The sequence below is a fragment of the Massilia sp. CF038 genome (genome assembly GCF_900129765.1).
GTDB lineage: Bacteria > Pseudomonadota > Gammaproteobacteria > Burkholderiales > Burkholderiaceae_D > Telluria_A.
Genome location: NZ_FQWU01000001.1, coordinates 678,160 through 700,411 on the forward strand (window position 1 = coordinate 678,160; position 22,252 = coordinate 700,411).

Consider the following 22,252-nt stretch of genomic DNA (forward strand, 5'->3'; position numbering starts at 1 on the left):
TCAGCCCGGGCGCACGCGCAGATGACTGATGCGTGCGCCCTTACCGAAGTTAATTTCCACCAGTAAAGGCTTGCCCCCACAGGGGGCGCGGTACTGATACTGCCGCTCCTCGCCCTTCGTCGTGCGTGCAAGCAATTCAAGTGCGCCCATATTGGCGCAGTCGCGCAGCAGGGTGCGCATTGCTTCCATCTGCGGCGCATCAAGCGCCGCGCGCGCGTTCTCGGTCAATGGCTCGGCGGTCAGCGTGCCCTGGGCCGCCTGATTCAACACAGCAGCCACGCGCTCGGTGACATCCGGTTCCGTGTCTGCAATTGCAGCCACTTGCGGCGCTTGCGCTTGAGCGCAGGCCGTCACTGACAAGGCTGCAAGCAGCCCGATGCATGCAATGCGCATGATATTTCCTCTGGCGTAAAAGAAAAAAATCATGCTACCGCAATGCTTCTCGTGCCCGGTTGAAATGTCTTAAATAAGACATCGGTCGCGCGAATGTCCAAATTAATCAGTTTTAAAAATGGCACGATTTTCGTGTTTATACTTGTCTTTACGCGAGCACGAATGTGCTCGCTCCTCATTTAAAACATCGGTTTTCCATCTAAAGGGAGTTTCCGCATGCCTAATTTTTCCCGCACCGTTCTTGCCTCCATGCTTGTACTGGCCTACGCCGCGCCGGCGTTTGCCGGCAGCACCGTGGTCGAGAATCTGACTGTCTACAGCAATACCAGCGTGCGCTCGCCTGAGCAAGCGCTGCGCGCTAACGCGGCGCGTTTCGGCCTGTCGCCCAAGCTCGACAATCTGGTGCAAACCAAGGTGCAGGAATCGCTGACGGCAACCCACTATACCTACCAGCAAATGCTGCGTGGCTTGCCCGTCGACCGTGCTGAAATTATCGTGTCGATCAGCAAGACTGGGCAGCTGCAAAAAATCTTTAATGAAACGCGCTACATTTCTCCCGCCATCGACGCGAAGGCCGTCAACCAGCTGTACAACCAGCATCAACTGACCGAAGACCAGGCACTGGACCGCGGCTGGTCCAACATGAAGGTCCAGCACAAGCTGGTGGCCGTGCCAAAAGGCGAGCTGGTCTGGGTACCCACCAAGGATGGCGTGCAACTGGCGCGCAAAGTGACGATCCAGGCTGAAATGCCGACCGGCGGTTTTGTGCAATACCTGAATGCGCATGACGGCACATTGATCGATTCCTACTCGCTGTCGCTGCCGCGCACCAACAAGGGTGGCGAGCGCAGCCTGGCCGCACGCGCGCAATTGCTGGCCGCGCCGCTGGACCGCATTGCTGCCACCGAAGAAGCCAAGAAGCAAGTCAAGCCACCGAAACCAATGGCGGCCGACGCCTTGCTGGTGCCATCGGGCATTAACGGCACTGGCCTGGTGTTTGATCCGGACCCACGCACCAAGCTCAATAATGAGTCGCTGACCGATACCTCGCCCGCCTCGGCCTTTGATGCTGCTTATGAAACCAAGACCCTGCCAGACCTGACCGTCACGGGCGGCGTCTACAGTTTGAGCGGACCGTTCGTCAACCTGAAAAACATTGAATCGCCAGCCACCGGGCCCAGCACCACCACCAACGGGGTGTGGACGGCCAAGCGCGGCAACAATGCGTTTGATGATACCAACGTCTACTTCCATCTGGACCAGAACCAGCGCTACATTCAGTCGCTCGGCTTTACCGGAAGCAAGTCGATCATCAACCGTCCGCTGGACGTCGACACCGATGGCGTCAACGGCGACGACAATTCGCACTACAGCCGCGGCGCTACCGACTACCTGGCCTTTGGCCACGGCTGCGTGAACGACAGCGAAGACGCGGACGTCATCCTGCACGAGTACGGCCACGCCATTCAGGCCAACATCAATTCCAACTGGTCGGGCGGCGACACCGGCGCCATGGGCGAAGGCTTTGGCGACTACTGGGCTGGTTCCTATTCCTACAGCCGGCCCAATGGCGCGACCTTCCATCCGGAATGGATCTTCAGCTGGGACGGACATAACGGTTGCTGGGGTGGGCGTATGCTGAACCGCACCGACGCCTGGTACAACAGCAGCAAATCGTACAGCGCGCACTCGTCGGTGACGGAAAACGGCGTGACGTTCCAGTCCGACGAACTGTGGTCGGCGCCGCTGTTTGAATCGATGAAGGCCCTGATCGCTGCCGGCAAGCCGCGCGCCAATATTGACAAGATCATTCTGGAAGCGCACTTCGGTCTGGGCAGCGCCGTCAAGATGCCAGTCATGGCCACCTCGATCGTGAACGCCGCCAAGGCGCTGTTCCCCGGCGACCTGACGTACGCCAACACCTTCCAGGCCAAGTTCGAAGCGCAGAAAATTCTGAGCACGATCGTGGTGGGCCCGTCCATCAATGAAACCGAGGTCAACAACACGAAAGAGACCGCCAATGCCATCGCCACGTCCGGCACCACGGTCAACGGCAACATGGCCGTGAGCCGGGTTGCCACGGGTGACGTTGATTTCTTCAAGGTGGTACTGCCAGCGGGTAAAACCCTGACGGCAGCCTTGACGCCAAACGCCAGTTCCGACTATGACCTGGAACTGCAAAACAGCGCGGGCACCAAGCTGTCGAACAGCATCAAGGGCACTGGGCAGACCGACACCGTGACCCGTACTGCGGGCGCGGCAGCGGAAACGCTGTATCTGAAAGTGTACTTCTACAGCGGCGGCAATGGGCCGACCAACGGCAAGTACACGCTCAAGGCCAGCTGGTAACAGCGCGCTGGCACAAAGAGACCCTGGCTTGCCAGGGTCTTTTTTTTGCCGCAGGCACGCAAATACGGATGGCTTGCCAGCAAGGCCGTACCACCGCATACTCGATGCTCCGTCTTCCTGCCCGCTTTCAAACAATGAATTCCAACGACAAATTCCCGTATCGCGCACCGGCGTCCCAATTTGTCGCACTTGACCATGATGGCTTGCCCGGTGCGGCGGGGTATCCCATCCGCTTTGCGACGCAGCGTGCTGACGCTGCGCGCTGAGCGCCTTCTTCATCACCAGAAATAGCGATGGCAGAACAACACCCTTATGCACCGCCCCGGGCGGACATGCTCGACACCGGCGCTGCAGGTCAGGCCGGCCCGACCGCACGATTGTTCACACCATGCGTCTTGCTGCTCGCAGCGAGCTGGTTCGGATGGTGGGGCTTATCGTATGACTTGCCGATGTGGACTGCGTGCGCGGCCGGTCTTCTATTGCTTGCAGCAGGACTGGTGTTGCGGGCGCGCTGGGCTAAGTATATTTTGTATCTATTGACGGCTGGCGTCAGCTTGCTACTAGCCCGCGTCATCGTCTCGGCCGCACTGGACGGCGCGCTGGACGGCTCTGCACTGGAGGGTTATTTGTCGCTGCTTCCCGCGCTGCTGTTGATGCTCGTATGCGCTGGATGTGCATTTAGCACCAGACGCACCTTCGCCTGAGCGCCTTAACAACTATCCCGCAACCGCGATATCGTGCTGCGCTGCCCACGCGCCCATGTCCTGTTTTTTGATGGCAGCGGCCATCAGGTCGGGGAACTTGTCCGGCGTGCAGGCAAAGCAGGGGATGCCAAGCTTGGCGAAATGGGCGGCATGGCGATGGTCGTAACTAGGTGCGCCGTGATCGTCAAGGGCGAGCAGGGCGATCATCTGCATGCCGCTCTCGACCATGGCCTGGGCGCGCGCCAGCATCTGCCCGGCGTTGCCGCCTTCGTATAAATCGCTGATGAGAACAAAAATGGTTTCCTGCGGGCGCTTGACCAGACCCTGACAGTAGGCCAGCGCCAGGTTGATGTCGGTACCGCCACCGAGCTGGGTACCAAACAGGACGTCGACCGGATCGGCCAGCAGCGGCGTCAGATCCACCACGGCAGTGTCGAACACGACCACCTGGGTACTGACCGCCTTGATGCTGGCCAGGACTGCGGCAAACACGCTGGCGTACACCACCGACGGCGCCATCGATCCGCTCTGGTCCACGCACAGCACGATGTCGCGCAGGCTCTGGCTTTTGCGCGCAAAGCCGACCCGGCGCTCGGGAATGATGGTCTGGTAGTCGGCCTGGTAGTGGCGCAGGTTGGCGCGGATGGTGCGCAGCCAGTCGATTTCGTTGTGGCGCGGGCGGTGGTTGCGGGCCGCCCGGTTCAAGCTGCCCGAGACGGCCTGGCGCAGCGGGTTGCTGAGCTTGCGCTCGAGTTCCTCGACCACGGTGCGCACCACCTGGCGCGCGGTGTCCTTGGTCTTGCTGGGCATCAGACGATTCAAGGACAGCAGCGTGGCCACCAGATGCACATCGGGCTGCACGCTGCGCAGCATTTCCGGTTCCAGCAGCATTTGCTGCAGACCGAGCCGCTCCATCGCGTCTTTCTGCATCACGTGCACAATGCTCGACGGGAAGTACTCGCGAATGTCGCCCAGCCAGCGCGCCACGCTGGGCGCCGAGCTGCCCAGACCGCCGCGGCCTTCCTTGCTGTCGTACAGTGCGCCCAGCGTGCGTTCCAAAGCGATATCGCCTGGCGGCAGGGGCAAATGGTCGGCTTCGCTGCCCAGAATCAGGCGCCAGCGCCGCTCCAGGGCGGCTTGATCGATCGGGGGAGTGGTCATGCGCTGGCCTCGCCTAGCAAAAGTGTGAGCATCGGCAGGATTTGTGCTGCGCGTGCCTCGTCGACGGCAGCGCTGCTGCCCGGCTGGGCCAGCACCACGCTGCCGTGGGCAACCCGCTCGCCCAGCTGGCGCCGTTCGGCCGGCTCGAAGCTGGCGAAAGTACGGCGCAGCAGCGGCAGCAGTTCGATGAATGCGCTGTCGGGCAAGCTGCGCACCCAATTGTTCAGAATGTGCCAGAGCGGGTCGTTGACGATCAGGAGCAAGCCGCTGCCGCGCAAGAAGCCTTCCAGCCATGCGGCAGTGGCCAGCGGATCGATCGGATTGCTGCACGCGAGCGACAGCGCCTGGGCACAGCGTTCCACGCTCCAGTGCTCCTGCTCGAACAGAATGCGCACGGCGCGCCCGGCGATCAGCGCATGGGCCTGGCTGTGCACGCACTGTTCCAGTGCGCCGCGCCAGGCGTCCTGATGGTCGCGTTTTTGCAGCAAGGCGATGGCCTGGTCGGCTTGCAGCAGCTGGCCAAGCAGCACCTGGGCTGCGTCTTCGTTGATGCCGCGTGCGGCAAGCGGCAGGGCAATGCTGGCGCGCTGCACCAGGCCGTCCATGACCTCGGCCACGCTGGCCGTGTCGGTGCCGCGCACATTGCCGTAGCGCTGGACGTTGGCCAGCGGGGCCAGTGCGGCCAGCAGGCCGCCGGCGTCGTGGGTGCCAGCGGCCAGCGCTTGCATGCGCGCCATCAGCACCGGCACGGCCGGACGCACGTCGGCCAGCAGCATGCGTTCGACCAGCGCGGTCAGGGCAGGCAGCTGCTGCACTTGCTGCGACTGGTGGCACAGCCAAGCGTAGCTGGCCACTTCCAGGGTCGCGCCCCAGACGTTCGCTTCCAGCAGCCGCAGTTCAAATTCGGGCTCCCACACGAGCAGCCAGCGCTCGTGGAAGCTGCCGCTCTTGCCATGCACATGGCGCGTTTTGCCCCACTCGATTCCCAGCATGCTCAGGCGGTGCAGGAAGATACTCTTTTCCAGGTGCGCGCTCTGGCGCAAGTCCAGATCGAGCTCGGTCTGGTCGGCCCGCACCGCCATCCGGAAGCGCTTTTGCAGCTGCTTGACGTCGGCCGGCAGCGGCAGGGTCGGGGTCTCGGGCGGCACGGCGCCAAGGCGGTCGTTGACCAGCAATTCGCGTTCGATCAGGCGCAGTGGCGCATCGGACTCGCCAAAGAGCACGCTTTGCAGCGCTTCGAGCAGTTCGCCCAGGCCGGCACGCGAGCGCTCGCGCAGACTGGCCAGCGTTTCGGACAGGCGCAGGGCTTCAATCACGTGGGCCGACGAGGCATCCAGGCCATGCTTGCGTAGCAGGCGCACGGCATCGGTCAGCCAGTAGCTGGCAGCCTTGTGCGGCGTATTCCACAAGTGGTGGTACCAGCCGGGCGCCTGCACGCCGGCGCCATAGCCGCTGCTGAAACTCAGGCGCCCGTAGGTCCAGGGCGTCCAGGTGGCAGCCACCTTGGTCTTGGGCAGGTCGGACAGCAAGTCCTTGTCGTGTTTGATGCTGGGCATGTCGCGCAGCGCCGGCACGTGCCACGCGCCGCAGACCACGGCGATGGTCTGGTGGCCCTGCTTGACCCCCAGCCGGATCATCTGGCGCATGTGGGCTTCGCGCCGTGCTTCGTCAAGTTCCAGCGGTTCGTCCAGTGCGGCGCGCGCCACCGTCATCATTTCTTCGATGGCGGTAAACAGTTCCAGGCTGTCCTGGCGCTGTTCCACCAGGTGGTCCCACCAGGTTTCGGTGTCGCTGAAGCCGGCCGCCTGGGCCAGCCCGGCCAGGTGGTCGCCGCGCCGGGTGGGCGCCGGGACCGCATCCGTCTGTTCGGGCGGCGCCGATTCAGGCACCTGGGCTGGCTCGTCCACCGTCATGTCCTGCGCCAGCGTGTGCGCGCGCGGCAGGTCGATGAAGCGGGTCGGCACCTGGTGCGCCTGGCCGTAGCGGATGGCTTGCCATTCGGGCGAAAATTCGGCGAACGGGTAGTAGACCGCGTGGCGCGGCATGGCCGGTGCGTACACCAGCAGGGCCACGGGCGGACGCATGGCGTCGCTAGCGGCCAGCGCAAGCAATTCGTCGGCCTCGGGCGGGCCTTCGATCAGGATCAGATCCGGACGCAGCTGCGCCAGCGCCAGCGCCAGGCTGCGTGCGCAGCCCGGGCCATGGTGACGGACGCCGAAAAAATGCAGTGCCACGTTGTCAGAGCACGGCGTGGCAGGCGCGGTAAAGGTCTTTCCAGCCTTCGCGTTCCTTGACCACGGTTTCCAGATACTCGAGCATGACCAGGCGGTCCTGCACCGGATCCTTGACGATTGCGCCCACCACGGACGACGCCAGATCGGCGCCGCGCAAGGTGCCGTCGCCGAAATGGGCCGCGAGCGACATGCCATTGGTGACCACCGAAATGGCCTCGGCCGTGCTCATGCTCGCCGAAGGCGACTTGAGCTTGATCTTGCCGTCGTCGGTCTGGCCGGCGCGCAGTTCGCGGAAGATGGTCACGATCCGGCGGATCTCCTGCAGCGCCGGTTTTTCGATCGGCAGTTCAAGCGCCCGCCCCAGACTGGCCACGCGGGTTTCGACAATCGTTACTTCTTCGTCGGCGCTGTCGGGCAGTGGCAGCACCACCGTGTTGAAGCGGCGTTTCAGCGCGCTTGACAATTCATTGACGCCGCGGTCACGGTCATTGGCGGTGGCGATGACGTTGAATCCCTTGGCCGCCTGGACATACGCGTCCAGTTCGGGAATCGGCAGAATTTTCTCCGACAGCAGGCTGATGAAACTGTCCTGGACTTCAGCGGGAATGCGGGTCAATTCCTCGATCCGTACCAGCTTGCCGCTGCGCATGGCGCGCATGACGGGGCTCGGCACCACCGCTTCCATGCTGGGCCCTTTGGCCAGCAGCTGCGCGTAATTCCAGCCATAGCGTATGGTCTCTTCGGCCGTGCCGGCGGTGCCTTGCACGACCAGGGTCGAATTGCCGCTGATGGCCGCGGCCAGATGTTCCGACACCCAGGACTTGGCGGTGCCGGGTACACCCAGCAGCAGCAAGGCGCGGTCGGTGGCCAGGGTGGCCACGGCAATTTCGATGATGCGGCGCTTGCCAATGTATTTGGGCGTGATTTCAACCCCGTTGTCGAGCGTGCCGCCCAGCAGATAGGTGGCCACGGCCCAGGGTGACAATTCCCAGTTGGGCGGGCGCTGGCGCTGGTCGAGCTCCTTGAGGGCTGCCAGTTCGGCGGCGTACTGCTGCTCGGCGTGCTGCCGCATGACGTTGTTGTTCGTGCTCATGGCTTGCTCTCCAAAAAACTGCGTTGCATCGTGTGCCGGAACTGCAGCGTGTCCATCATTTCGTCCACCACCTCGCGGTAGTGGGGCCAGGCCGGCCAGTCGCTGGCGGGCCAGCCCGCCGTGGCATAGGCAGTGTCGTCGGCATCGAGGACGCTGCCCAGTGCTTTCAAGTTGGCGCGCATGCTGTAGTCATGGGTGGTCAAGGCCGCCATGTCGCGCTGCACGGCAGCGAGCAAACTGCGCGACAGAGGCGCCGACAGCGCCTCGCTGCGGGTGGCGGCCCAGTTGACTGCATGGCCCCAGGCGCGCTGCGCAATCCATTGGGCCAGGATCTGGTCTTGCTGTTCGGGTGGCAGGCAGGCCAGCTGCGGCGTCAAGAGATGCACCGTGTGCACTTGCGTACGCGCCGGATCGTCCTGCAGGATCAGGGTCATGAACCAGTCGCGCGCATCGGCGCTGGTGTCGTGCCCGATCATGCGCGCGGCAGCGCGTGTCAGGCCGGTCAGCATGGCGGTCTTGAATTCGCTCGCGGCCATCAGCGCGATCACCTGCGCCGGCGTGGCTTGCCATTGGGCGCTCCAGTGGCGTGGCGTGACTTGCTGCACCATGTCGAGCAGCCAGCCCGCCTTTTCGCCCATGCCATGGTGCTTTTCCATGCCGATGCCGTCGCGCTGCATGGCGCCGTCGCGCGTGTCCGGCAGCGTGATGTGCAGCGTCCCTGCGTCCACCCGCAAAGCCGCATGCAGCCGGGCCAGCGCGCGCTGTTCGAAGCCAGTGCCGGGCAGGGCTGCGAGCAATTGCTGGGCGCTCTGGCGCACTTCCTTGCGCTTGTCGTCGAGGGCGCGTTCGAGGAAGGCTTCGTCGTCCAGCGACAGCGCCGTGGCCAGGCAAGGCAGCAGGGCAATGCGGTTGTCCGCCGGCTCCTGCACCCATTCCTGCACCAGGGCTGCCAGCGCCGCAGCGGGATCGGCGCGGCGCATATCCACCAGCGCCTTGCAGCGCTGCGCCAGCGCGCCCGTTTGCCATAGGGCGGCGCTGGATTGCTCGGGTGCGCTGCACAGGGTGGCCCAGGCCGGGTTTTGCGCCGCCAGCCAGTGACCGCGCTTGCCCATCAGGGCCGCCACCTGCGCCTGCAGCGCGTGGCGCGGCGTGACCTTTTCAAGCAGCGGCACCAGACTGGCATGCGGCAGCCGGTAGCCCATGCGCGCCGCCGTGGCCAGCCATTGGTCGAGCTGCTCGGGATGGATGCCGCGCAAAATCAGGTGCAACACTTGTTCGGCGGCGCGCGGGCAGGTCGCTTCCGGCTCGCATGACGCCTGTGGGGCGGTCTGTGCCGGGCTCTGGCCGGCGCGCTGCCACAGGTCGGTGGCGGCCACACTGTGCCAGATCAGCATCTCGGGCGGGGCGCAGGCCAGCACGGTTTGTAAGGCGGCGCCGACGCTGTCGGTGGCCACCGGCGCGCGCGCTGTACCGGCCAGCAGGGTCTTGAGAAGGGCAGGCGGCAGGTTCATCGGGCGTCAATTCCGTCCAGACTGTACAGGCGGTCGGCGCAGCGCACGGCCAGCGGCAGCAAGCTGTAACCATCCCACAAACCGAAGATGGCCGAGGCGGCGCCGCCGGTCAGCGCATGCAGGTGAAAGCCATGGCGAAAGCGTGGATCCAGCGCCAGGCTGGCGCCGTCGGCGCCGCGCAGCAGCCAGCCGTGGTCGGCCAGCTGCGGCGTTACTTCGCTGAGCAGCATGGGCTGGGCCTCGAGGAAGGGCTGGGCCGCCAGCATGGCGCTGTAGTGCGCCAGCAGCACGTCGATGACGGCGCCCTGCGGCGTGGCCGCCGTGGTGGCAAGCTGCATGTCGGCGCCAAAGGCGGCGCGCAAGGGGGCCGCGCTGGGATAGTAATGGAGCGTGCCCTGATAGACGCTGCCGGGCAGCAGGGGCGGCGGCAGTGCCTGGGCACCAGCGGCGAACTGGAGCAGCATGGCCCAGCGGCCGCTTTGCTGGCCGTACAAATAACAGGCGCGCCGGCTGACGCGCTCATCGTCGGCGCTGTGGGTGCCACAGACATGCCACACATCGCTGTGGCCAGGTTCGGCCAGCGCCTCGTCGGTACTGGCGACAAAGCCGATGGCACTTCTGACGTCGTGCTGCAGCGGCGCCGGCAAGCGCGCAAGGCGGCGCCAGGCCTGGCTGAGCAGCGCGATCTGGCCCAGTTCGCGCGCGACGGCAGTTTCCCAGCCGGCGCTGCTGGAAGCGTAGATCAGCATGCCGGCCCGGCGCAGGCGCGCAGCCAGGCCAGCCGCCTGGGTGTCGACCAGCCGTGCGGCGGTGGCGTTCCAGTCCTGCGCCGGTTTGCTGCGCAATCCAGCCAGGCCATCGCGCGCCAGGTCGGCCAGCCAGGTGTCGAGAATGGCCAGACCGGCGGCGACATTGTCTTCGCGTTTTTCCTGGCGTTTGCGCTGGCTTTTTTCCTTGGCAGCGGCTTCTTCGGCAGTCGGTGCGCCGTCGGCGGCGGCCTTGGCCGCTTTCTGTTCGACGCGCTGTTCGCGCGCACCGAGCCAGTCGCTGACCCAGGCCGGCAGGCTGCTGTCGCTGAACGCACTGGCATCGCGCGCGTGCAGCAGATACAGGCCAAGACCGTGCTTGCAGGGGAACTTGCGGCTCGGGCAAGTGCACTTGAAGGCTGGTCCGGCCAGTTCGATCTGCGCTTTGTACGGGTCCTTGCCGCTGCCCTGGCACAAGCCCCAGAGCGCCTTGTCGCTTGCTCCCAGGCCTGACCATTTGGACATGCTGGCTTGCCCGCTGCCGGCCTTGGCCGATGCGGCGTCCGGCGCCAGGGCCAGAATTTGCTCTGCTGTCAGTGACATGCGGCGGCGCGCGTTATTTGCAGAAGGCTTGCACGTCGCGCTGCGCCACTTCAATATCGTTGCGGTCGGTCGGGGCGCCGCCGCTGTGGCGGGCCGCGCCACTGAGCACATCGCGTGCCAGGCGGCAGCGGCTGTCGTCGGTTTCCGGTTTGCCGTTGCGGTAGCCTTCGTGCGGGCGGCTACGCGCTGGCGCCTGCGCCCGCGCTTTTGCCGCGTCGGCTTGTTCCTGCTCGCGCCGCTTGCGCGATGCGGCTTCCTGCTGCTGCCAGTCAGGGGTGGCGGAAATGGCCGCCGGCGGGGCCGACTTGGGCCCCGTCACCAGGGTATCGACCTTGGCCTTGCCGGCATCGGCACGATCGGAATAATGGATCTTGCCATTCGCATCGACCCATTTGTAGAGTTCGGCATGGGCGGGACTGGCGAACGCGGCGAGGCACAGGACGGCGGCGAACAGGCAAAGGCTGGGGCGAGTTTGGGTGGACATCATGAGGTCGAATGCAAGGAAGATTGAATTCTAGCATCGACCGCTAAATTGTTGGTCAAAATATCACTGATTGGGCAGCTGCGCGTGCGTGAACAGGGCGTCTGCCAGGGCCATGATCTCGTCGCGCATGGCCAGCTGGCTGACCCAGTGCGCCGGGATCGCAGCAATGCCGTAATGGGCGCCGGCGATCTGGCCGCAGATCGCGGCCGTGGTATCGGCATCGTCACCCAGATTGGCCGCCTTCAGGATGGCCGCCTCGAAGGTATCGGTCTGGTCGAAACACCATAGGGCCGCTTCCAGCGAGGCCACGCAATAACCGCTGCCGCGAATGGCCGCTTCGGGCTTGCCGCGATACGCCCCCTGGGCCAGAGGCAGCAATTTCTCGCTCAGCGGCTCGGGATAGTCCTGGACCAACAGGGCCGCCTTGGGTGCGCCGCGCAGTGCTGCCTGCAGCTGCAGTGCGAACAGGCGCGAACATTCAATCGCTTCGCGCGCGCCGTGCGTGGTGCGGGTGCTGTCGCTGGCGAAAGTGAACAGGTCAGCGTCGCGCTGCGCATAGAACATGGCAATCGGTGCCAGCCGCATCAGGGCGCCGTTGCCGGCGCTATTCGGGTCCGTTGCGCCGGCAAAGGGGTCTTGTGTGTCAAGGTAGCGCTTGAGCGCGGCAGCGACGGTGGCGCCGATATCGAAACACTCGCCGGTGCTGCTCATGTAGCCGTAGTGCCACCAGTTGCAATAGCGGTTCATCTGATCGACCGCGTGAAACCCGTTCCGGTAGACCAGGCTATGGGCCAGGCACAGCGCCATGGAGGTGTCGTCGGTCCATTCGCCGGCGCGCAGGGAAAACGGCCCGCCGCCTGTCATGTCCGTGACAGGTGGGAAGCTGCCGCGCGCCATGAATTCGACCGTGGTGCCAACGGCATCGCCGCAGGCCAGGCCGAGCAGGCAGCCCTGGTAGCGCGCCAGGGCGCTTGGACTGCTCATCGCAGCGGCTTGGGCAGCGGAATGAATTCCGTCTCGCCTGGCACCTTGGCATAGCGCTGCTGTTCCCAGTCCTCGGCTGCCTTGGCCAGCCTTTCCTTGCTGGACGAAACAAAGTTCCAGAAGATGTGGCGCGGGCCGTCCAGCGGGGCGCCGCCGATGACCACGAACTGGGCGCCGCTGGCGCTGCTCACGCGCGCGCCGCTGCCCGGTTCCAGGTAGGCCATCATGGCCGGGTCGAGCTCGACGCCGTCAATGGCAATGCTGCCGCTGACGGTGTAGATGGCCGCTTCGGCCGGCAACTCGGCCAGCCCCAGCTCGCGCCCGGCCTCGAGTGCGATGTCCAGGTACAGCGTTTCACTGAAGGTGGCCACGGGCGAGGTTTTGCCAAAGGCCGTGCCAATCAGGATGCGCGCGCTGCCGCCGTCGAAACTGACGCTTGGAATGGCCGAGGCGGGGGTATGGGAAAAGCTGGGCGCCGTCTCTTCATGTTCCTGGGGCAGGGCAGCCCACAGCTGCAAGCCATGGCTGCGGCGCGGCTTGCCTTTCAGGTCGGCCGGGGTGCGCTCGGAATGGACAATGCCGCTGCCCGACGTCATCCAGTTGATGGCGCCCGGTTCGATGCGCTGCACCGAGCCGACGCTGTCGCGGTGTTCCATCGCGCCTTCATATAAATAGGTGACCGTGGCCAGGCCGATGTGCGGGTGCGGGCGCACATCGTGGTTGGCGTCGGCAGGCGCCTCGACCGGACCGAAGTGATCGAAGAAAATGAAGGGCCCCACGGCCTGCTTGGCGGCCGAGGGCAGCACGCGCCGCACCATGAAGCCGCCGCCCAGGTCCTTGGGATGCGATTTAAGGAAATGTTCGATGGCCATGGCTTACCCCAGGGTGGTGGTGATTTCAGTGGTGACCTTGGTCATCAGCTTGTGGATCGGGCATTTCTCGGCCACGCCCAGCAATTCTTCGCGCTGGGCGTCGCTCAGCTCGCCTGACAAGTGCAAGGTGGCGTGCAGGCGGTAGATGCCGTGCCGCTCCTCGCTGGCGTCGCGCTCGAGCTCGACGCGCACATCGGTCAGGGGGATGGCCTTGCGCTTGGCATACCAGACCAGGGTCAGGGCCTTGCAGGCCGAGATGGCCGCATCGTACAGGTCGTGCGGGCTGGGGCCCAGGTCGGCGCCACCTTCGTCGACGCTGCCGTCGACGGTGAAGGCATGCTCGCGAATGCGCACCTGGTGGGCCATGGCTTGCGACAGGTCGCGCGTGACGGTGATCGACATGGGAGCTCCTTGCTATTAGTGGCCGTGCTGCTGTTCGTACTCGTCGGCTTCCGCCTTGGTCTTGTGGATGATGCCGTCCGGATGCTCGGGCGGGGTGTACAAGGTGTACAGACGCAGCGGCTCGGTGCTGGAAGTGTTGATGACATTGTGTTCGGTGCCGGCCGGGATCACGACTGCGGTGCCGTCTTCCAGCTGGTGCTGTTCGCCATCGAGGATGGCCACGCCGGTGCCCGATTCGACCCGGATGAACTGGTCGTGGCCGGTGTGATGTTCCATGCCGATTTCTTCATTGGCCTGCAGGGTCATGATGACCAGCTGGCTGCGCTGAGTGGTGTAAAGCACTTCGCGGAAATTGTTGCCTTCGAGGGTTTTCTGCTCGATGTTGATGCTGTAGCCAGACATGCCTGCCTCCGTAAAATGGTTGAGCTGACAAACATTGTATAAGAGCGCGCCAAATGCTGTTGGCGCGCCCTCAAAATGGCCTAGTGCGCAGCAGGCGTGGCCTTGGCCAATTCCTTTTGCAGGTCGCGCAGGTTGGTGTTGGCGCTGCGGTAGGAGGTGATTTCCTGGTTCAGCATGCGGTACACCTCGCGTGGATTGGACACGCCCATCTGGACATTGCTCATCACGTTGATCAGGTAGGGGCGGTCAATGAACATGGCCGCGCCGGTGCCCGACAGCGACTGGATGTCGCGCATCAGGGCGTAGACGGCCGAGTAGCGCTTGAGCTCGCTGCTATTCATCCAGCTGACCGACTGGTTGGCCACCGCCACTTCCCAGGCTTCGCGGCGCAGGGTGGGGGTATGAATGCTGAGCGAGAAGGCGCCGTCGTATTTGTCGACGATGTGCTTCATCAGGGTCTCGTCGTCCATGGTGCCGGCCTTGATGTCGGCCAGCAGCGCTTTCTGGATCACCAGCAGTTCTTCGGCGCGCTGGTCGTTGTGCTTGATGACCTTGTCCAGTTCTTCGGTATTGGCCCGGATTTCAGCATCGATTTTCTGGCTGGCCTGCTGCGCCAGCGTGTGGTGATGCAGCGACTGGGCGCCGTGCTCGAGCGCCAGCGCGGTCAGGATACTGATGACGATCATCAGGTATTCGCCGGCAAATTCTTTCAGGTGCTTGGATTTGGGGACTTCAAAGTGCATGAATGCTTCCTTGGATTGGGTGTCGTCCTCGCGCAGGCGCTGGCGCCATGCCATGTGATCGGCGTTGTTTAATGGGCTATGGGTCCCCGCCTGCGCGAGGACGGTGCTGCGTGCAGCAACATACACGCTGATTGTGAACTGTGCAACTTTGCCAGCTTGCCCGCACGATAGCCCTTGCCAAAACCGGATGCAGCGAGTACTGTACATCCATACAGTACTTTTCCATGCAAAGACCATGAACCGCCCTGATTCCCTTGCCGCTCCGGAGGACTTGCACCCCTCCCTCTGGCGCGCCTCGCAACTGGCGCATGCCACCACGCGCTGCGTCGAAACCGGCCATCCCACGCTGTCGCCCCAGCTGCCCGGGGGCGGCTGGCCCACCGGCACCCTGATCGATCTGCTGCCCCAGCAGCCCGGCATTGGCGAGCTGCGGCTGCTGTGTCCGGCTCTGGCCAAGGTGGCGCGGCGCCGCATCGTGCTGCTGCAGCCACCCCATCCGCCCCAGGCCCTGGCCCTGGCTGCCATGGGGCTGGCGCCATCGCAGCTGGTCTGGATCCGCAGCAGCCGCAGCAGTGACGCCCTGTGGGCCGCCGAGCAAGTCTTGCGCAGCGGCAGCTGCGGCGCGCTGCTGTTCTGGCAAAGCCATGCGCGCGGCGAAACCCTGCGCCGGCTGCATCTGGCCGCGCAAAGCGGGGACAGCCTGTTCTTCATGCTGCGCCCGCTCGCTGCCGCGCAAGATGCCTCGCCCGCGCCGCTGCGCCTGGCACTGCGCCCCGCAGTCGGCGGCCTCGACATTGGCTTCATCAAACGCCGGGGGCCGCAGCGCGATGCGCCGCTGTTCCTGCCACTCACGCCTTCTTTACTGCAGCGCCATGCGACTCTGGATCGGGCTGTACCTGCCCCAGCTCCCGCTCGAAGTGTTCAGCCCGCACTGGTCAGCTGACAAGGGCAGCGTCGTGCTCGAGCACGAGCGGGTGCTGGCCTTGTCGCCGGCGGCGCGCGCCGCTGGCGTGCAGCCAGGCTTGCGCCGCGGCGGCGTGCTGATGCTCCTGCCCGAGGCGCGCCTGCACGAACGCAGCGCCGAGCGCGAAGCGGCGGCCCTGCACGAGGTCGCCATGACGCTGCTGCAGTACACGCCGCTGGTGGCCCAGGCCGAGGAAGCAACCCTGCTGCTGGACGTGGGCGCCAGCCTGCGTCTGTTTGGCGGCATTCGCGCCCTGTGCCGGTGCATCCGGGCCAATTTGCAGGCACTGGGGTTTTCTGCCGCGCTCAGTTGCGCACCCACCGCACGCGGGGCCTGGCTGCTGGCACGCCAGCAGGCCGGGCGCGCGCTGGGCATGGCCACGCTGGTGCGGCGCCTGGACCGTCTGCCCAGCGCCTTGCCACCGCCAGGGCGCGCCTTTGCTGCCTGGTTCGAGGGCATTGGCTGCTTTACCTTGGGCGACATGCGGCGGCTGCCGCGGCCCGGCTTGCAGCGCCGCTGCGGGCGCGCGCTGCTCGACCTGCTCGACGCAGCCTATGGCATGACGCCCGAACTGTTCGACTGGATCGAAGCGCCCACCACCTTCAGCGCCCGGCTCGAATTGTTCGACCGGGTCGAAAACGCCGAAGCGCTGCTGTTTGGCGCGCACCGCCTGCTGCTGCAAATGACAGGCTGGCTGTGCGCCCACCAGCTGGCGGTCGAGCGCATCGTGCTTGAGCTCGAACACGAGCGGGGCAGGGTGGCGCGCCCGCCCACCGTGCTGGAAATCGCGCTGGCCGAACCGACCTGGCGCGACGAGCACCTGGTGCGCCTGCTCAAGGAGCGTCTGGGCAAGCTGGAGCTGGTCGCGCACGTGATTGGTCTGCGCCTGAGCGCGCCCCAGGTACAAGCCATGGAGCCGCCCAGCGATTCGCTGTTTCCCGATCCCGGCGGCAGCGAGGACGACCAGCTGCGCCTGTTTGAATTGCTGGTGGCGCGCCTGGGCGCCGACAACGTGCTGCAGGCAGCCCCTCAGGCCGACTATCGGCCCGAGCTGGCCAATATGTGGGTGCCCGTGCAAAAAAAGATCCGCGCCAGCGCACAGCTGGCACAGATGCCGCCCGATGTGCTCAGTTTGCCGCGTCCGTCCTGGCTGCTGGCCAAGCCGATTGCCCTGCTGATGCGCAATCATCGGCCCTTCTACGGCTCGCCGCTAAAAATGGCGTCCACGCCCGAGCGGATCGAGGCCGGCTGGTGGAGCCAGTCGCAAACGCGCGATTATTTCATTGCCGAAGGGCTCGATCACGCGCATTACTGGGTGTATCGCGAGCGTATCGTGGGCGCGGCCGCCGATGCCGAGCCGCGCTGGTTTTTGCATGGGCTGTTTGGCTAGTACTGCGAATGGGCCGAAGGCGCACGAAGCACTAAAACGGGTGCGTAAATCATGCACCCCTGTTATTCTGCAGCCGATCTCCGCCGTCCCGAGCGGCATCAATTGTCACTGCGAGAGCAAGCCAATGGAACACCATCCCAACATCGACGCCGTGCGCGACGCGTTAAAAAACGAAAACATGTGGACGGATGTGCCGGGCTCCGGACTTGAATGGGACCACACCGCCGTCATGTTCTTGACGCAGCATCGTGCGGAGCAAACGCTGCGCGCATTGTGCGGCCCCAACATCACGCTGGCGACCTTGCTCACTCAAGTCTCGCGCAGTGGCCTGGCGCGTCTGATCGACCGCTTGGAATTGCGGATTAACACGTATGCAATGGGCGAGGAAATATGTTCATTTGGAACGCGCGACGTCGAGAGGTACCAGCAGGAGTATTACGGATACCGTTCGCTTGCCGACACCTTCGAGCGCCACGGCATTATCCGTATCGATGACGCGCTGCAGGACGAACACACTGTCTTTACCTTTACCCTGCTCGAGGGCAGCGATGCGGCGCGCACAAGCCGCAACGAGGCGTTTCGCTTCGATATGGTAAACGCCGGACCCACAGCCCAGGTCAGCGCCTGTTTCGTGGGCGACGGCACCCGGGCGCTGACTGGCTCGCGCGACACCAGCATGACGCTGTGGGACCTTGACCGGGCACTGCCAATACGCACGTTTCGGGGGCATACCGAAGCCATCTGGAGCATCGCGTGTACAGCCGATGGCAAACGTGCGCTGACCGCCTCGGGCGATACCACGTTACGCCTGTGGGACGTCGACAGCGGTCAATGTCTGCGTATTTTTCAAGGCCATGAGGCGCCCTTGCGCAGCGTTGCGATCAGCGCCGACGGCGCGTTTGCCGTCTCGGGCAGCATCGACAGCTCGCTGCGTACGTGGAACGTCGAGACCGGTGAATGCCTGCGGCAAATTCAATATCGCCAGGGACGCGATTTCAGTGAAACCATCCCGATCGCCATCGGCGCTAACCGGGCTCTGGCGCGTACAGACGGGCGGGCCTTCGGGCTCATCGAACTTTCCACCGGGAAATGTCTAACTGAATTCAAATTTGTCGACCAGGTTCTGTACCACTGCGCGATCACCGGCGATGGCCGTTATGCGCTGGCCGCCCACTTGGTAGATCGGGACGATCAGCCGATGAACCGCTTGTGCCTGTGGGACTTGACCACCCTGGCCCTGGTCCGGCTGTTCGAGCCATACGAAGGACAAGCGGCCGGATGGGGCGGACAACGCTATGTTCATTGCCTGGCCATCAACGAGGAAGAGGCACAGGTGGCCGCGGGTTACGACGACGGGACCATTCGGATCTGGGATTACGCCAGCGGCGCCTTTCTTGGCACCATTGCGGCGCATGGCGACGAGGTGCGATCCATCGCTTTCAGCAAGTATGGCAGCATGATGCTGTCGACCGCGATGGATCACTCCATCATTCTGTGGAATACCGAAGACGGCACGCGGCTGGCGTGTTTTGGCGATGATAGCGGCACCCGCGAGAACATCCGGCGCGCCAAGCTCTACGCGCATGCCCCCGACACGCCTGCTGTTCGGCCACCCGAGGCGGATAATCCGCCCTTGGCAGGCCCGGCCCCAGGCGCCGGCGACCGTTCTCGCCCGATTACCCAACTTAAAATTCCCATTTGAATCCACGCCACATTTAGTGGGCCCGGCTGCCCACGTTGCGCAAGGTGTTGTCCAGCTGGCTTTTGCTGTCGGCAGCCTCATGCGCATCGGCCAGCCGCACCACCCGCGTTGGGTGGGCAAAGGCAATGCCCTTGGCCGCGAAGCGGCTAAAAATGGCTAGATAGATGGCTTGCTGCGTGTCCATATGCACAAAGTAATCCGGGCTTTGCACGTGATAGACGACCTCGAAATTGAGGGATGACTCGGCATACGCCGAAAAATGCGCACGTTCAAAGCTGGCCGATGCTTGTGCCGTGACCACTTCGCGCACAATGCCGGGAATGGCGCGCAACTGTTCTTCGCTGGTGCTGTAAGTGACGCGCAAAATAAAGGCCACGCGCCGGGTTTGCATGCGCTGATGATTGTGAATGCGGCTGCGTAATAGTTCTGCATTCGAAAACACGATCTGTTCGCCACCCAGCCCGCGCAGGCGGGTGGTTTTCAGGCCGATGAATTCGACCGCGCCCAGTGCATCACCCACAATGATGAAGTCGCCCACCACGAAGGGTTTGTCCAGCACGATCGAGAGCGATGCGAACAGGTCGCCCAGGATATTTTGCATGGCCAGCGCCACGGCGATGCCGCCGATGCCCAGGCTGGCCACCAGGGCCGTGATGTTGACGCCCAGGTTGTCGAGAATAACCAGGGTGATGATGACCCACAGCATCAGGCGGGCAATAAAGCACACCACCGTCATGGAGCTGTTGCCGGCATTGTCAGCGGCCGCTTCGGCCCGGGCGTGGTATACCTGGCGCCAGATGCGCACACCACGGTCGCCCCACAATGCAAGCTGCAGCAGCAAGGCAGTGACGGCGGCGCGTGACAGAATCAGCTCCACGCGCGGGTGCAGCTCCAGCACCAGACTGCCGGCATAAAGGGCCACGGCGGCAACGGCCAGCCGGTAAGTGGCGCCCAGCATGCGCAGGGCAACGTCGTCAATTCGGGTATGGGTGCGTTGCACGATGGGCGCGAGTTTTCGCACCGCAAATGCGCGCGCTGCCATGGCGGTCAGCATGAGTAGCACGGCCACGCCCGAGGCCATACCCCAGCGGCTGAGAGGGTTGTCAAGAAATTGGAAATCCATCAGTCCTGCTTCCGTTGGTCAAAGCAATTGGACCGCAGCCAGTGACTTAGTTCCGGAGATTCCCGGTGGCGCCATGGAAGCACTTTTATTGCGCCAGGGGTATTGGTAATGTGTCATGATATGGATACCAAAAACCGATCCGAGGATGTGCGTATGCAAAGCACCCGACAGGAATTTACCGGCAGCGACGGCCAGGTTCTGGCTGCCCGCCTGGACGCCCCGGAAGGCGAGATCAAGGCGTACGCCTTGTTCGCCCACTGTTTCACCTGCGGCAAGGACGTGTTTGCCGCCAGCCGGATTGCCAAGTCGCTCAGCGAGTATGGCATTGCTGTGCTTCGTTTCGACTTTACCGGCCTTGGCGCCAGCGAAGGGGACTTTGCCAACACCAATTTTTCATCGAATCTGGAAGACCTGGTCGCTGCCGCCAATTACATGCGCACCCACTTCAAGGCGCCCGCTTTGCTGGTAGGACACAGCCTGGGCGGCGCGGCCGTGCTGGCAGCGGCCGCGGAAATTGCCGAGTGTAAAGCGGTGGTGACGATCGGTGCGCCCAGCGATCCAGACCATGTGGTGGGGCTGTTCCGTACCCATCTGGAAGCGATCCATTCGGACGGGGAGGCTGAGGTGCAGCTGGCAGGGCGCTCGTTCACCATTAAGCGGCATTTTTTGACCGATGCGGCCGAGCACAATCTCAGTGAAAAGACAGCCCACCTGCGGCGTGCTTTGCTGGTGATGCATTCACCGCAGGATCAGACGGTCGATATCAATAATGCGCTGCATATTTTTACTGCGGCCAAGCACCCGAAAAGCTTTGTGTCGCTGGATGATGCTGATCACTTGCTCACGCGCAAGGAGGATGCGGAGTGGGTGGCGAGCATGATTGCGGCGTGGAGTGATCGTTACGTTTGAGCCGTCGCCCTCGCGAAGGCGGGGGCCCATTCCACGCTACCGAATTCGGAGACATGGAATAGCCCCCCGCCTTCGCGAGGGCGATGCGTTTGTTGCGCTGCGTTAGCAGAGCGTCACATGTTCAATGGTGCGTGGACGAGTCATCTTCGCCGTCGCTGGCGAGGTCGGGTGTGGCAGCGTGATTCCCGCGCCGCCTGGCCGGCTCGCTCAGCACGCGCCGCGCCACGGTGGGCGCTACCTCATGCCGGGCCAGATAATCGGCCGCGCAGGCTTCTCCCAGCATGTCGCGCAGGACAATGCCAACTTCGATGTGCTGGGAAGTGAGCGAATCCGGACGCCCGATGGGCATGCCGTGGGCCGGACCCTGAACCTGGTCGGGGCTGATGACGAGGGTGTGGAGTAGTTTGCTCATGCACACATCCTGCCTCTGCAAACCGGGACTGTATGTGCGCTATTTCACTTAGCGCGAACGCCTCAATCTTCGTCGAAATCTTCGGCCAGATTTTTCCAGCCCTTGAGCTTGGCAAACGCGGCAAATTCCTCAGGTGCTTCCAGTACGATCAGCTTGCGGTCTTGCAAGCCGGGATCGCTGTGCCCGAAATTGGGACCCACGTAACCCAGCGCGCGCAGGCGGTCGATGATGGCGTTCACGAGAGTCTTGTCTTTGAACAAGCCGGGCTCGATGGGGGCGGCAAAGTCCACGTACACATCAATGATCCCGTAACCCTCGTCAAAGATGCGTACAGCCTTCACATCGTGGGAACGGCCGCTGCTGTCACTGGCCTTGAACGGGCCGCTCAGCTGAATGTCGGTATCGGTAGTCATGGGCGCAGCATAACACCATCGGCGCGCGCTCGCATGGCACGGCGCGGACCACCAAAACAAAATATTTTTTGGTCCATTGGGCAAAAAATCGTATTTTTCAAGGCCTTGAAACGTACGCCAGCGACCTTAGATTCGATCCAACGGATGCTCCACGGAGGTCCGTCAACTTATCGCTTAACTTTTAAAAGGATACTTATCATGCGTACATTCGACCTGACTCCTCTCTATCGTTCCGCTATCGGCTTCGACCGTCTGGCCAACATGCTGGAATCCCAGCGCGCCGACGCCCAGCCCAGCTATCCACCGTATAACATCGAACTGGTCTCCGAAGACAAGTACCGCATCGTGATGGCACTTGCCGGCTTCGACCGTTCGGAAGTTGAGATCGTGGCCGAGCGTGACGTGCTGCACGTCACCGGCCGCAAGCAGAAGGACGAGCAGCAACGCACCTATCTGCACCGCGGCATTGCGGCACGCGACTTCGAGCAGCGCTTCCAGCTCGCCAACCATGTGAAGGTCACCACCGCCTCGTTTGATAACGGCATGCTGACCATTGAACTGGTGCGCGAAGTGCCGGAAGCACTCAAGCCGCGCAAGATCGTCATTGACGGTGGCGAGAGCAATGTGCAGGCGCTGGAACAACGCCAGGCTGCATAAG

At 63.7% G+C, this 22,252-nt stretch carries 22 protein-coding genes; 7 read left to right on the forward strand and 15 right to left on the reverse strand.

Annotated elements, in window-relative coordinates; genetic code table 11:
• The gene (locus BUC24_RS03020) at nucleotides 1-393 is read right to left on the reverse strand and encodes a hypothetical protein (RefSeq protein WP_083598674.1); all 393 of its coding nucleotides are present in this window, start codon (nucleotides 391-393) and stop codon (nucleotides 1-3) included.
• Between the two features lie 216 nt (nucleotides 394-609).
• On the opposite strand from BUC24_RS03020, the gene BUC24_RS03025 reads away from it, so the two are divergent.
• Together BUC24_RS03025 and BUC24_RS03030 are read left to right on the forward strand one after the other, a co-directional pair.
• Nucleotides 610-2,742 (forward strand): hypothetical protein, encoded by a 2,133-nt coding sequence (locus tag BUC24_RS03025; protein WP_073212604.1) that lies wholly within the window; start codon nucleotides 610-612, stop codon nucleotides 2,740-2,742.
• A gap of 293 nt (nucleotides 2,743-3,035) precedes the next feature.
• Nucleotides 3,036-3,446, forward strand: coding sequence for a hypothetical protein (locus tag BUC24_RS03030; protein WP_143167369.1), 411 nt, complete (start codon nucleotides 3,036-3,038; stop codon nucleotides 3,444-3,446).
• Nucleotides 3,447-3,458: 12 nt separating this feature from the next.
• Here the strand turns inward: BUC24_RS03030 and BUC24_RS03035 are convergent, their stop codons facing one another.
• From BUC24_RS03035 to BUC24_RS03085, 11 genes are all read right to left on the reverse strand, one after another.
• Entirely contained in the window at nucleotides 3,459-4,607 is a 1,149-nt protein-coding gene (locus tag BUC24_RS03035) for a VWA domain-containing protein (protein WP_073212608.1), read from the reverse strand.
• Nucleotides 4,604-6,841 carry a DUF5682 family protein gene (locus tag BUC24_RS03040; RefSeq protein ID WP_073212610.1) on the reverse strand — a complete coding sequence of 746 codons (2,238 nt, stop codon included), beginning with the start codon at nucleotides 6,839-6,841 and terminating at the stop codon, nucleotides 4,604-4,606. The genes BUC24_RS03035 and BUC24_RS03040 overlap by 4 nt, the downstream gene beginning before the upstream one ends.
• Nucleotides 6,842-6,845: 4 nt before the next feature.
• A complete protein-coding gene (locus tag BUC24_RS03045; protein WP_073212612.1) occupies nucleotides 6,846-7,934 on the reverse strand; it encodes an ATP-binding protein in 1,089 nt (362 codons plus the stop codon).
• Nucleotides 7,931-9,445, reverse strand: a complete 1,515-nt coding sequence (locus BUC24_RS03050) for a DUF5691 domain-containing protein (protein ID WP_073212613.1) — start codon at nucleotides 9,443-9,445, stop codon at nucleotides 7,931-7,933. The genes BUC24_RS03045 and BUC24_RS03050 overlap by 4 nt, the downstream gene beginning before the upstream one ends.
• Entirely contained in the window at nucleotides 9,442-10,794 is a 1,353-nt protein-coding gene (locus BUC24_RS03055) for a hypothetical protein (protein ID WP_073212614.1), read from the reverse strand. Before BUC24_RS03055 ends, BUC24_RS03050 begins: the two co-directional genes overlap by 4 nt.
• Nucleotides 10,795-10,807: 13 nt before the next feature.
• Nucleotides 10,808-11,278: a DUF4124 domain-containing protein gene (locus BUC24_RS03060; RefSeq protein ID WP_178372470.1), complete on the reverse strand. Its 471-nt coding sequence runs from the start codon at nucleotides 11,276-11,278 to the stop codon at nucleotides 10,808-10,810.
• Between the two features lie 63 nt (nucleotides 11,279-11,341).
• The gene (locus BUC24_RS03065) at nucleotides 11,342-12,262 is read right to left on the reverse strand and encodes an ADP-ribosylglycohydrolase family protein (RefSeq protein ID WP_073212618.1); all 921 of its coding nucleotides are present in this window, start codon (nucleotides 12,260-12,262) and stop codon (nucleotides 11,342-11,344) included.
• Complete coding sequence (locus BUC24_RS03070) at nucleotides 12,259-13,134, reverse strand: pirin family protein (protein ID WP_073212620.1); 876 nt, start codon at nucleotides 13,132-13,134, stop codon at nucleotides 12,259-12,261. Before BUC24_RS03070 ends, BUC24_RS03065 begins: the two co-directional genes overlap by 4 nt.
• A gap of 3 nt (nucleotides 13,135-13,137) precedes the next feature.
• On the reverse strand, nucleotides 13,138-13,536 hold the full coding sequence (locus BUC24_RS03075; protein ID WP_073212622.1) for an OsmC family protein: 399 nt from the start codon (nucleotides 13,534-13,536) through the stop codon (nucleotides 13,138-13,140).
• Between the two features lie 15 nt (nucleotides 13,537-13,551).
• Nucleotides 13,552-13,938 carry a cupin domain-containing protein gene (locus BUC24_RS03080; protein WP_073212624.1) on the reverse strand — a complete coding sequence of 129 codons (387 nt, stop codon included), beginning with the start codon at nucleotides 13,936-13,938 and terminating at the stop codon, nucleotides 13,552-13,554.
• Nucleotides 13,939-14,018: 80 nt separating this feature from the next.
• A complete protein-coding gene (locus BUC24_RS03085) occupies nucleotides 14,019-14,681 on the reverse strand; it encodes a hypothetical protein (RefSeq protein ID WP_073214711.1) in 663 nt (220 codons plus the stop codon).
• A 235-nt stretch (nucleotides 14,682-14,916) separates the two neighbouring features.
• On the opposite strand from BUC24_RS03085, the gene imuA reads away from it, so the two are divergent.
• From imuA to BUC24_RS03100, 3 genes are all read left to right on the forward strand, one after another.
• Complete coding sequence (imuA, locus tag BUC24_RS03090; RefSeq protein ID WP_073212626.1) at nucleotides 14,917-15,624, forward strand: translesion DNA synthesis-associated protein ImuA; 708 nt, start codon at nucleotides 14,917-14,919, stop codon at nucleotides 15,622-15,624.
• Entirely contained in the window at nucleotides 15,554-17,035 is a 1,482-nt protein-coding gene (locus BUC24_RS03095) for a Y-family DNA polymerase (protein ID WP_073212628.1), read from the forward strand. The genes imuA and BUC24_RS03095 overlap by 71 nt, the downstream gene beginning before the upstream one ends.
• 124 nt (nucleotides 17,036-17,159) lie before the next feature.
• On the forward strand, nucleotides 17,160-18,737 hold the full coding sequence (locus BUC24_RS03100) for a WD40 repeat domain-containing protein (protein ID WP_073212630.1): 1,578 nt from the start codon (nucleotides 17,160-17,162) through the stop codon (nucleotides 18,735-18,737).
• A gap of 13 nt (nucleotides 18,738-18,750) precedes the next feature.
• Here the strand turns inward: BUC24_RS03100 and BUC24_RS03105 are convergent, their stop codons facing one another.
• A complete protein-coding gene (locus tag BUC24_RS03105; protein ID WP_073212632.1) occupies nucleotides 18,751-19,860 on the reverse strand; it encodes a mechanosensitive ion channel family protein in 1,110 nt (369 codons plus the stop codon).
• Between the two features lie 153 nt (nucleotides 19,861-20,013).
• Between BUC24_RS03105 and BUC24_RS03110 the strand changes: the two genes are divergently transcribed.
• On the forward strand, nucleotides 20,014-20,769 hold the full coding sequence (locus tag BUC24_RS03110; protein ID WP_073214714.1) for an alpha/beta hydrolase family protein: 756 nt from the start codon (nucleotides 20,014-20,016) through the stop codon (nucleotides 20,767-20,769).
• Between the two features lie 121 nt (nucleotides 20,770-20,890).
• Here the strand turns inward: BUC24_RS03110 and BUC24_RS03115 are convergent, their stop codons facing one another.
• On the reverse strand, nucleotides 20,891-21,181 hold the full coding sequence (locus tag BUC24_RS03115) for a hypothetical protein (RefSeq protein ID WP_073212634.1): 291 nt from the start codon (nucleotides 21,179-21,181) through the stop codon (nucleotides 20,891-20,893).
• A gap of 62 nt (nucleotides 21,182-21,243) precedes the next feature.
• Nucleotides 21,244-21,594, reverse strand: coding sequence for a hypothetical protein (locus BUC24_RS03120; RefSeq protein ID WP_073212635.1), 351 nt, complete (start codon nucleotides 21,592-21,594; stop codon nucleotides 21,244-21,246).
• A 198-nt stretch (nucleotides 21,595-21,792) separates the two neighbouring features.
• Here BUC24_RS03120 and BUC24_RS03125 point away from each other — a divergent pair, with 198 nt between their 5' ends.
• A complete protein-coding gene (locus tag BUC24_RS03125) occupies nucleotides 21,793-22,251 on the forward strand; it encodes an Hsp20 family protein (protein WP_073212636.1) in 459 nt (152 codons plus the stop codon).
• Nucleotide 22,252: the final 1 nt, after the last annotated feature.